The sequence below is a fragment of the Tropicimonas sp. IMCC6043 genome (assembly GCF_004146235.1).
Lineage (GTDB): Bacteria > Pseudomonadota > Alphaproteobacteria > Rhodobacterales > Rhodobacteraceae > Tropicimonas.
In genome coordinates, this window is the sequence record NZ_SELO01000081.1 from 1 (window position 1) to 10375 (window position 10375).

The following is a 10375-nucleotide window of genomic DNA, read 5'->3' on the forward strand; positions in this document are numbered from 1 at the left end:
GATCGGGACCCAGCACGCGGACTTCATCAAGGCCAGCGGTCATATGCGCCGCGCACAAAGGCCGGACAAATGACTGCAGCCTGCTTCGACCATAGTCACACAAGAAATCCCTTGCAAAACCGGGGCCATCCACAAATGACACCACCCTCGGGAGCATTGAGGAGAAAGCACGCGGAAATCCATCGGGGCTCGCGGCGACGAAGTATCGGGCCGCTCAAGGAAGCCGGATATACGTCCGCAATTGCGAAACTCGAACCCGACCAGATCAGGCGTTGCAATCAGGCGGGGTCCATATACGTCCACACATGACAACACCAGATATTCTGGTCCCTTCAATCCGGGCCTCAGCGTCAGCGTCGACACCGGGGCGCCGCGGGTGTACTGGACCACCAAGAGCCTGCCGGTGGTGGTGGTGATGTACTCCGCACAGGTACATCAGATTGCCCAGGCCGGCGACATGATCGTTTTCATCCGGCAGCGGATGTCAAAGGAGAGGAGATCATCATGAGCAAGAATGTCGGAATCGTGGGCGTCGGCGCCATGGGCAGTGCGATCGCCAGGCGGCTTCTGTCGCAGGGCTGGCAGGTCACGCTGTGGAACCTCGTTCCGGAAGATCTCGATGCTTTCGACGGGATCACGGGTGCCCGCCGAGCCGAAACGCCCGCCGAAGCGGCTAAAGTCGGGCGAGTCATCACTTCGGTGGCCAACGATCAGGCGGTGCGAGACGTGACCACAGGGCCGAACGGTATTGCTGCGGGCCTCCCTGAAGGCGGTGCGCATATCTCGATGTCCACAGTCTCGCCGGATGTCGTCACCGAGATGGCGGCGGCCTCCGGGCCGACTCATTTCGTCTCAGCGCCGGTCTTCGGCCGGCCGATCGCTGCCGAGGATGGCAAGCTCTGGGTGGCCCTCTCTGGGCCGAAGGCGGGGCGCGAAGCGGCCAAGGAGGTGCTGGCCGACGTCTCTCAATTGATCAAGGATTTCGGCGATGCACCCGAATCCGCAGTGCACGTAAAGATCGCCGGCAACTTCGTCATCGCTTCGGCCATCGAAGCAATGAGCGAGGCCTTTGACGTGCTGCGCCGGTCGGGGACCGATCCGCGGCTGTTCCATGAGATGATGAGCGAGTCGATCTTCGCCTCCGTTATCCACCAGAATTATGGCCGTATCATCCTCGACGAAGCGTTCGATCCGCCGGGCTTCCGGCTTGCCCTCGGCGGCAAGGACATCGGACTGGCGCGCGACCTTGCGCGGAACGCGGGCACGACGGTTCCATTCGGCGACATTCTCGCTGACCGTTTCGCCACCGCAGCGGAGCAGGGCTACGGCGACAAGGACTGGAACGCGATTTCGAAGTTCCGCGATCCAGTGAATTGACACCCCGAGCCCGGCGCGTCGCACATGTCTGGCAGCGCCGGATCAGAGGCGGCCGGGCCGTTCTCCCGGTCGCCCGCGCTGACGGGAAATGCTCCCGCCAAGCCACCTGTCAAGAGATCCGGCGCCTCTGCAGTGCTAGGGGCGCTGGCATTCCCAGGTGCCATTCCGTCGTCCATCACTTACTAGAGCGTCAGCCGTCGGCATAGTCGGCGTGCAGCGCAAGGTCCGCCTGACAGAAGCGGTCCTTGGCGAAGTTTCGTTGGTGCCAATACGGGTAGATGAAGGGAAGTTTGCTGACGGCGTGAAGCTCGATGCGGTCCTGGTCGTTCAGTTTAAGATCCACGGCTTTGAAATTGTCGCGGAACTGGGCCTCGTTGCGCCCACCAACCACCAAAGAGCTGATCGCAGGCCGCTCCAGCAGCCAGGCAAGAGCCACCTGCGCGGCCGAAACACCGTGGCGCTCCCCGACCGCGACCAGCACTTCGATGATGTCCCATAGGCGCTCAGCATCGCGAATCGGCGGTTCGGTCCAGCCCGCGAATTGCCGGCTGTCCTTCGGCGTATCTTGCCCGCGCCGATGCTTGCCGGTGAGAAGCCCGGCTGCCAGCGGGCTCCAGACCAGCACGCCCAGCCCCTGGTCGACGGAGATCGGCAGCAGTTCGTACTCGGCTTCGCGGGCTTCGAGCGTGTAGTGAATCTGCTGGGTGGCAAAGCGGGGGCGGCGGTCGCGTTCGCTGATCGCCAGAGACTTCATGACGTGCCAACCAGAGAAATTCGAACAGCCCGTGTAGCGGACCTTGCCCTGGGATACGAGTGTGTCGAGCGCGGCCAGCATTTCGTCCAGCGGTGTGAGGCCGTCCCACTCATGCATGTAGTAGATGTCGATGTGGTCGGTGCGCAGGCGCTTCAGACTGCGCTCGCATTCGCGGATCAGGTGGTGGCGCGAGAAGCCCTCGTCATTGGGCCCATCGCCGATTTTCATCCGGGCCTTCGACGTTATCAGCACCTCGTTCAGGCGGCCGTCCAGAACTTCGCCCAGGATCTCCTCGGCGCGACCAAGCGAGTACATGTTGGCGGTGTCGAAGAGATTGACGCCGTTGTCGATGCAGAGATCGACCAGCCGTCGCGCATCGTCCACACTCTGGCTGCCGACCATCGCGAAATCTCCGCGACCGCCGAAGGTAAAAGTGCCCATCGTGAGCACCGAAACCTTCAGGCCGGTGCGTCCAAGCGTTCTGTATTTCATCGTTGTCTCCTCCAAGATTCACGCGGTGATCGGCGTCACCCGTTCAGGACGCGGCCAAGATGGACCATTCCGAGTTCCGGGCTTGTCAGGACGGGGCAGCTGCCGGCGGCATCACCATAGCGCTCCCATGCACGCGCCATCGAAGCCTGCGCGAGCAGAACCACCTCGACGCTGTCGGCAAGATCGGCGATTGCATCGGAGACCATCCGGTCATGACCGTCGGTGTCGCCCCGGGTGAGCTTCGCGAAGGCTCCCTCGCACACCTTGCTGTGGATCACTCGGTCGGCGGCGCCCCGCGTCCGCGCTGTCGACTCGATGAGTGCTGTGGTCGGTTCGAGCGTAGAATGCAGTGTGGCAAGGACACCGATGCGCCGATACCCGGTGACGGCTGCCAGCGCCATGCCCTCGTCGATCCGCACGAGCGTCTCGGCAAAGAAGGGCCGGACCATCTCGGTGGCCGCCCCCAGCGACGAGCACGTGACCAGGATCGCTTCGGCGCCCGCCTCAACGGCCGAAGCGACATGCCCGAGCAGCCGGCGCATGGTTGCGTGTGAGGGTGCACCGTCCCGTATCGTGTTCTTAAGGAGGCTCTCGTCGACGATGTTGAAATGGGCCCACCCGGGCACATCGCGGGCTAGCAACGGCTCCAGAACAGCGATCAATCCGGGCACGGTGTGGATCATGCACAGGGTGCGCTCCTTCGATGATGTCGCCTGTGTCATCCGTTCCCCTTGAGTTTCACAGATTCCCAGTCGCCGGCTGGAGCCGACTCACTTTCTAAATGGCAGCGCTGCCATAGTTGCTGGGCGAAGCTTCGAATTTCAACTGGATTCACCAGTTTCCCTCTGAAAATGGCGACTTTTACTGCCTTTGATTGCCGTTAGCACTTCTCGGAGAGCCCAATCACAAATTCTGAAACTGAATTTCCGATTGACACGAGAAGAGAATTTGTGATGAGATGGCAGCGCTGTCATTGGGAGGTGGCGGTGATATCACTCGATTTTTTGGCGTGTGACTCGGTCCGTGGGTAATCGGCCCTTTTAGGGTCGGTAATCCCCGACCTTGTACTCGCCAACAGGGGCGCCTAACCCGCGAACCGGTTCTTGGGAGGAAGGCTGCAGATGAACGGAACTGACACTATGGAAGCTGCGGAGCATCGAGACGGTCTACTCGCCAAGATCGCCGAACTGCGTCATGTCCGAGAGTTCAACGTCCTGCTCGCATTATTGCTGGTTGGATTCCTGATCAGCCTCGCGACACCCTATTTTCTGACCACCAACAACCTGATGGGGGTGTTTCGTGCCTTCTCCCTGACGGCGATCATGAGCATCGGAATGGTCATGGTGATCATCACCGGCGGGATCGACCTGTCGGTGGGATCGGCCATGGGGCTTGCCTCTTTGGTAACCGCCCTGGCCTTTGAGGCGGGTTTCCCGACCGGAGCCGCGATCGGTGCCGGCCTTGCGACGGGGCTGGCCTTCGGCCTAACGAACGGTCTCCTGATCACAGCGATTGGTCTGCCGCCCTTCATCGCGACACTGGGCACGCTCAGCATCGGGCGCGGCCTGATGTACATGATCACGCATGGCGTGCCGGTCACGCCGGATACCCCCGAGGTCTTTTCAGTCCTCGGGCAGGGCTATATCGGCCCGGTACCTGTTCCGGTCGTCATCATGTTGGCTCTGATGACTTTCTTTGCCATCATCATGCTCCGGACTCGCTTCGGGCGGCATGTCTACGCCACGGGTGGCAATGAGCAGGCGGCGCGGCTAAGCGGTGTGAAAGTCGGTCGGGTCAAGCTGACGGTCTATGTGCTGTCATCGACGATTGCGTCATTGGCCGGTGTCATCGGGTTCTCGCGCTATCTGTCGGCCGAGCCTGCATCCGGCTTCGGGTCCGAGCTCGACGTAATCGCCGCCGCGGCGATCGGCGGCGCGAGCCTGGCCGGCGGTATCGGATCGGTCACCGGAGCGGTCATCGGTGCCGCGCTGGTTGGCGTGATCGCGAACGGCGTCGTTCTTCTCAACATCAACACCTATGCGCAGCAGGCTATCACTGGCGGCGTGATCCTGATCGCCGTCAGCCTGGACGTGCTGCGGAATCGACTGAGTGGAGGAGGAAACTGAGGGGAGGAGATTGAGCCGGGTCTTGAAGCCGGTGCGAGGAAATCGATCCCGGAGCGGATCAAACGAAACTGAGTTCGGGTCCGAAGACGGCCCACAGAGGAGGAAAACCAATGAGAATCTTTACAAAATCCACGCGCGCCGCCGTGCTCGCTCTCTCGGCGCTTGCCGCGACGACGGCGCTCGCCAAGGACGCAGGCGACATCACTGTTGCTGTTGTGCCGAAAGTCGCCGTTCCGTTCTTCGACGACTGCAACACCGGTGCCCAGGAGGCCGCGGATGCACTCGGGGTCAAGTACCAATGGGTGGTGCCGCAAAACACCCAGGGCTCGACGCAAGTAAAGATCATCGAGGACCTGATGGCGCGCCACGTCGATGGGATAGCCATTTCGGTGAACGAGCCGAAATCGGTCGAAGGCATCATCAACCAGGCGGTCGAGGCCGGCATCGCTGTCCTGACCTTCGATAGCGACAGTGCCAATTCCAATCGTTCGATGTATATCGGCACGATCAACGAGGAGGCCGGTGCGACTATGGGCCGGTCCATGGCCGAGGCGCTTGACGGCAAGGGCAAGGTCGCCATCGTCACCGGCCAGCTTGGGGCGTCCAACCTCAACGAGCGGATCGACGGCGTCAAGAAGGCGTTGGCGGAATACCCGGACATCGAGATCGTCGCCACCGAAGGGACGGAAGACGACCTGGCGCGCGCCGTTTCCGTGACCGAGGCGCTTCTGCGCGCCAACCCCGACCTCTCGGGCATCTTCGGTATCAGCCAGGTCGGCGGCCCGGCCGTTGCCAAGGTTTTGGCGCAGAAGGAGTTCAACGATCGCGCCGGCGTTATCAAGGTCTTTGCCTTTGACGACCTGCCGGACACGATCAAGGGCGTCGAGGAAGGTTATATCGACGGCATTATGGTGCAGCGTCCGGTGACCATGGGCAAGCTTGCGGTCGAACATCTCGTTGCCCAGATCCAGGGCGAGGAGACCAATCCTCAGGATGTCGATACGGGCGTGACCGTCGTCACCAAGGACAACCTCGGAAGCTACACCAAGTAATCCTCCCGCAGCCTGGGCGGGCCCCTCAGGGGGCCTGCCCTACTTTTCAAAGACGGAGCCCGACATGTCCCTGTTCCTAGAAATGAACAACATCTCAAAGACCTTCCCGGGTGTGAAGGCGCTGGATCGGGTGGACCTGAGGCTGAACAGGGGGGAAGTGCACGCTCTGGCCGGCGAGAACGGCGCAGGCAAGAGCACGCTTATGAAGATCATGACCGGAGTATATCGTGCCGATCCTGGCGGCTCGATCATCGTCGAAGGCGAAGAGGTCACAATCCACGACCCGGTGCACGCCCGTTCTCTGGGGATCAGCATCATCTACCAGGAACTGGCGGTGGTGAACAACCTGACCGTCGCCGAGAATATTTTTCTGGCCCGGGAACCGCGCGGACCCAGCGGCCTGCTGAACACCCGCAAGATGAAGGCTGACGCGCGAGCAGTGCTGGAAGAACTGGAAATGGACATCGAACCGGGCGCTATGGTCGGCCGACTGAGCATGGGCCAGAAGCAGATGGTAGAGATTGCCCGCGCGATTTCCTATGATTCCAAACTGATCGTCATGGATGAACCCACGGCATCGCTCAGCCACCACGAAACGCGGACGCTGATCCGGATGGTCAAGCGGCTGGCGTCGCAGGGCATCGGCATCGTCTATATCTCCCACCGCCTCGACGAAATCTTCGAGATTGCCGACCGGGTGACGGTCCTTCGCGACGGCGCCACGGTCGACACTCAACCGATAGAAGCGATGACCCGTGACCGCCTGGTGATGAAAATGGTAGCCCGGGAACTGTCGGAACTGTTCGGCGATCATCTGTCGTATGCCACCGAAGAGGTGTTGATGTCGGTGCGCGGCCTCAGCCTGAAGCGACCCACCATGCAGGGTGCCCGTGTGTCGGATGTGAGCTTCGACCTCCGCAGGGGCGAGATCCTCGGGTTCTTCGGTCTGGTCGGAGCGGGACGCACCGAAGTTATGGAAATGATCTTTGGCAGTCGTCCCTATACCGGCGAGATCACCATCGACGGCCAGAGGGCCGAGATCCACGATCCCTCGACGGCGATCGCTCATGGCATCGGTTTCGTCACCGAGGACCGACAGGGACAGGGGCTGGTGCTGGGCATGAACGTTCGCGAAAACTTCAGCCTGACACACCTGAAGGATTACTGCAGCTTTGATTTCGTGCGCCGGCGGGAAGAGAAGGCCCGCTGCATCGATTACATCAAGTCGCTATCGATCAAGACCCCCGGAACTGAGCAGAAAGTGATGAATCTCTCGGGCGGCAATCAGCAGAAGGTGGTGATCGCCAAATGGGTGGCGCGCCGACCGAGGATCCTGATTGTCGATGAACCGACCCGCGGCATCGATATCGGCGCCAAGGCCGAGGTGCATACGCTGCTCAACGAGCTGGCGCGCGAAGGTCTGTCGATCATCGTGGTTTCCTCGGACTTGCCTGAAATCCTCGCCATCAGCGACCGGATCATCGTGCTCAAGGAAGGTCGTGTCAGCGGTGAACTTTCGCGCGACGAGGCGACCCAGGAAGTCGTCATGCATGCGGCAACCGGCTGAGCCGGTCGTTGATGAAACCGGCCGTGACAGTGTCGCGGCCGAAATCAAGTCTCAAGAATGGAGATCGAGATGACGAAACGTATCATGTTCACGGGCGGCAGCGGAAAGGCCGGCAAGCACGTGGTCCAATACCTCGTGGACGCAGGTTATCAGGTGCTGAATCTCGACACCAAGCCGCTCGACAACCCCAAGGTACGCACCCTGATTACCGACATCACCGACAGCGGGCAGGTATTCAACGCGCTGTCGAGCTACATGGGCCTGCACGAGTTCGATCCATCGCTGCGACCGCAGCCGGTGGACGCGGTGGTGCATTTCGCCGCCATTCCGCGGATCATGCTGACGCCCGACAACGAGGTGTTCCGGATCAACACCATGGGCACCTACAATGTGATCGAGGCCGCCACTAAGCTGGGGATCAAGAAGGTCATAATCGCCTCTTCGGAAACCACCTATGGTCTGGTCTTCGCCCACGAGCCGCGCAACCCGGAGTATTTCCCGCTGGAGGAAGACTACCCGGTCGACCCGATGGACAGTTATGCCCTGTCGAAGATCTGCAACGAGAAGACCGCAAAGGCCTTCGCTCGGCGGACCGGCGTGGACATCTATGCCCTGCGCATCGGCAACGTGATCGAGCCGCATGAGTATGAGCTCTTCCCGAAGTGGTTCGCCGATCCGGGCTTCCGCAAGCGCATCACCTGGAGCTATATCGACGCCCGCGACCTCGGACAGATCACCAAGCTGGCGATTGAGAAGGACGGCCTTGGCTTCGAGATTTTCAACGCCGCCAACGACGAGACCTCGTCCGACCTTCCGACCAAGGAACTGCTGGAGCGTTTCTATCCCGGCGTGCCGGTGAAGCGGGAACTCGGCGAATACGAAGGGCTTCTGTCCAATCGCAAAGTCCGCGAAATTCTCGGCTTCAAGGAAGAGCATTCCTGGCGGAAATACGTGACGGCTGGCTGATCGCGCCTCGCCGCGAGACGAATGCTGGGGGGCGCTACTTGGGTGCCCTCCGATCCACCAGGCCGAGACTGCGGCGTTTCGGCGGTCTTCTTGCCGGCACGGAAGCGCGTTTCTGGTGGCGCTACCATCACGGTATGCGATGATTGGCGCCGGAACATCGGAACGTGGACGGAGACGGCATGAAACCGAAACAGCGCCTACCTGACAGAAAAAGCAAGGTCACCATTCGTGAGGTGGCGCTGAACGCCAAGGTAAGTGAAACGACTGTTTCGCGAATAATGCGCAACGAAGGCCCGATTTCCGAGGAAACACGCGAGAAAGTTATGAAGTCGGTTCGCGAGCTCGGCTATGTGCCGAACCGCATCGCCGGGGCACTTGCCTCACTCAACACGCATCTGGTCGGTGTCATCGTTCCATCGTTGAAAAACATCGTGTTTCCGGAGGTATTGCGCGGCATCCAGTCGGGGCTGAAGGGCAACCATATGCAGGCAGTGATCAGTGTCACGGAATATGATCTCGCAACGGAAGAAGAGATGGTGCGCGGTCTCCTGGCATGGAACCCCGTGGCGGTTCTGGTCACGGGATTGACGCATAACGAGGCGACCAGCCGAATGCTCCGGCAGAGCCTCGGGCGGGTGGTGGAAATGATGGAAATCGATGCCGAGCCGATTGACGCGGCCGTTGGGATGTCCCACCGCAGCGCAGGTTACGAGACTATTCGTCATCTGCTGACGAAGGGGTACCGCCGCTTTGGGTACGTCGCACATGATATCGGTCCGGATCGGCGTGCGCGCCTTCGGCACGAGGGCATGGTCCAGGCTCTGTCGGAAGCCGGCCTCGGCTTCATTGCGGAATCGCGTGCGGAGACGCCGAGTTCCGTTGGGATCGGCAAGGCGATGACGGCGCGGCTGCTGGAGCGGGCGCCCGATATCAGTGTTGCCATCTACTCGAATGACGATATGGCGGTGGGAGGCGTGTTCCACTGCATGGAAACGGGCCGATCGATCCCGTCGGATCTAGCGATCTTCGGCTTCAACGGGCTTGAGATCGGTCAGCAACTGCCGCAGCCGCTGTCGACCGTTCGGTCGAACAGGTTCCTTATCGGCCGGACCGCAATCGAACAGATCCTGAATGACAAGGAGCGCCCCGGCAGCCCGGTTCGCGTCGATACTGGCTTTGAGATTGTCGATGGGGCAACGGCATGAGTGCCAGTCGCTCCTCTTGATCCGGTGACTGCCTGGTCCGGGCGCCTCACACGCATAACCGGCAGGTGAAAAGGAAGGATATGGACATGCACCCCGCAATTGGCAAAGGGAAAACGGCAGTGGTCACGGGCGGCGCGTCGGGCATCGGCCTGGCGGCGGCTACCCAGTTGGTAGCGGAAGGTCTGAAGGTCTGCGTCGCCGACCTACCTGGCGACGCGCTGGACGCAGCGACGAAGACGCTCGTCCGAGCAGGTGCGGAATCTGGTCAGGTCATGGCAGTGGCCACAGACGTTGCTGATGCCGGTCAGCTACGTGCGTTGAAGGATCAGGCGACCTCGGCATTCGGCACGATTAACGTGCTGATGAATAATGCCGGAATGCAACCCGGCAGTTCGATCTTCGATGCCGAGAACAACTGGCAAAGGATCATCGACGTAAACATGTGGGGCATCATTCGCGGCTCACAGATCTTTGCGCCCGACATGATCGCTTCGGGCCAGCCGGGGCTGATCATTAACACCGGCTCCAAGCAGGGGATCACCACGCCGCCCGGTGACCCGGCCTACAACGTTTCCAAGACGGGCGTGAAGGCGTTCACGGAAGCCTTGCAACATGATCTGCGCAACCGCGAGGGCTGTCAGGTCGAAGCACGGCTGTTCATCCCGGGCTTCGTGTTCACGCCGCTCACGGCCAACGGCCGGACTGAGAAGCCCGCAGGCGCCTGGACGCCCGAACAGACAGTGACCTTCCTGTTCGACCGGGTCGAGGCGGGGGATTTCTACATCCTCTGTCCCGACAACGAAGTCGATCGGCAGACCGACGAGAAACGGATCGCC

General features: G+C 61.1%; 9 protein-coding genes. 7 read left to right on the forward strand and 2 right to left on the reverse strand.

Going from position 1 to position 10375, the window contains the following annotated elements; translation table 11 throughout:
• Positions 1–504: 504 nt before the first annotated feature.
• Positions 505–1377, forward strand: coding sequence for an NAD(P)-dependent oxidoreductase (locus EU800_RS25090; RefSeq protein WP_129636209.1), 873 nt, complete (start codon positions 505–507; stop codon positions 1375–1377).
• A 190-nt stretch (positions 1378–1567) separates the two neighbouring features.
• Here the strand turns inward: EU800_RS25090 and EU800_RS25095 are convergent, their stop codons facing one another.
• Positions 1568–2623, reverse strand: a complete 1056-nt coding sequence (locus tag EU800_RS25095) for an aldo/keto reductase (RefSeq protein ID WP_129636210.1) — start codon at positions 2621–2623, stop codon at positions 1568–1570.
• 35 nt (positions 2624–2658) lie between these two features.
• A complete protein-coding gene (locus EU800_RS25100) occupies positions 2659–3345 on the reverse strand; it encodes an aspartate/glutamate racemase family protein (protein WP_129636211.1) in 687 nt (228 codons plus the stop codon).
• A gap of 399 nt (positions 3346–3744) precedes the next feature.
• On the opposite strand from EU800_RS25100, the gene EU800_RS25105 reads away from it, so the two are divergent.
• The 6 genes from EU800_RS25105 to EU800_RS25130 form a co-directional block, all read left to right on the forward strand.
• Positions 3745–4749, forward strand: coding sequence for an ABC transporter permease (locus EU800_RS25105; protein WP_129636212.1), 1005 nt, complete (start codon positions 3745–3747; stop codon positions 4747–4749).
• A 110-nt stretch (positions 4750–4859) separates the two neighbouring features.
• Positions 4860–5801 carry a sugar-binding protein gene (locus EU800_RS25110; RefSeq protein WP_129636213.1) on the forward strand — a complete coding sequence of 314 codons (942 nt, stop codon included), beginning with the start codon at positions 4860–4862 and terminating at the stop codon, positions 5799–5801.
• Positions 5802–5883: 82 nt separating this feature from the next.
• The gene (locus tag EU800_RS25115; RefSeq protein WP_242500827.1) at positions 5884–7368 is read left to right on the forward strand and encodes a sugar ABC transporter ATP-binding protein; all 1485 of its coding nucleotides are present in this window, start codon (positions 5884–5886) and stop codon (positions 7366–7368) included.
• Positions 7369–7437: 69 nt separating this feature from the next.
• Positions 7438–8334: an NAD(P)-dependent oxidoreductase gene (locus EU800_RS25120; RefSeq protein ID WP_129636215.1), complete on the forward strand. Its 897-nt coding sequence runs from the start codon at positions 7438–7440 to the stop codon at positions 8332–8334.
• A gap of 179 nt (positions 8335–8513) precedes the next feature.
• Entirely contained in the window at positions 8514–9539 is a 1026-nt protein-coding gene (locus EU800_RS25125) for a LacI family DNA-binding transcriptional regulator (protein ID WP_129636216.1), read from the forward strand.
• A gap of 86 nt (positions 9540–9625) precedes the next feature.
• Positions 9626–10375, forward strand: a 750-nt coding sequence (locus tag EU800_RS25130) for an SDR family NAD(P)-dependent oxidoreductase (protein WP_207210009.1), incomplete at its 3' end; no start/stop codon positions are given.

Coding starts and splice junctions, on each gene's coding strand:
- EU800_RS25090 (WP_129636209.1), top strand. CDS start 505: ATGAGCAAGAATGTCGGAATCGTGGGCGTCGGCGCCATGGGCAGTGCG.
- EU800_RS25100 (WP_129636211.1), bottom strand. CDS start 3,345: ATGACACAGGCGACATCATCGAAGGAGCGCACCCTGTGCATGATCCAC.
- EU800_RS25110 (WP_129636213.1), top strand. CDS start 4,860: ATGAGAATCTTTACAAAATCCACGCGCGCCGCCGTGCTCGCTCTCTCG.
- EU800_RS25115 (WP_242500827.1), top strand. CDS start 5,884: ATGAACAACATCTCAAAGACCTTCCCGGGTGTGAAGGCGCTGGATCGG.
- EU800_RS25120 (WP_129636215.1), top strand. CDS start 7,438: ATGACGAAACGTATCATGTTCACGGGCGGCAGCGGAAAGGCCGGCAAG.
- EU800_RS25125 (WP_129636216.1), top strand. CDS start 8,514: ATGAAACCGAAACAGCGCCTACCTGACAGAAAAAGCAAGGTCACCATT.
- EU800_RS25105 (WP_129636212.1), top strand. CDS start 3,745: ATGAACGGAACTGACACTATGGAAGCTGCGGAGCATCGAGACGGTCTA.
- EU800_RS25095 (WP_129636210.1), bottom strand. CDS start 2,623: ATGAAATACAGAACGCTTGGACGCACCGGCCTGAAGGTTTCGGTGCTC.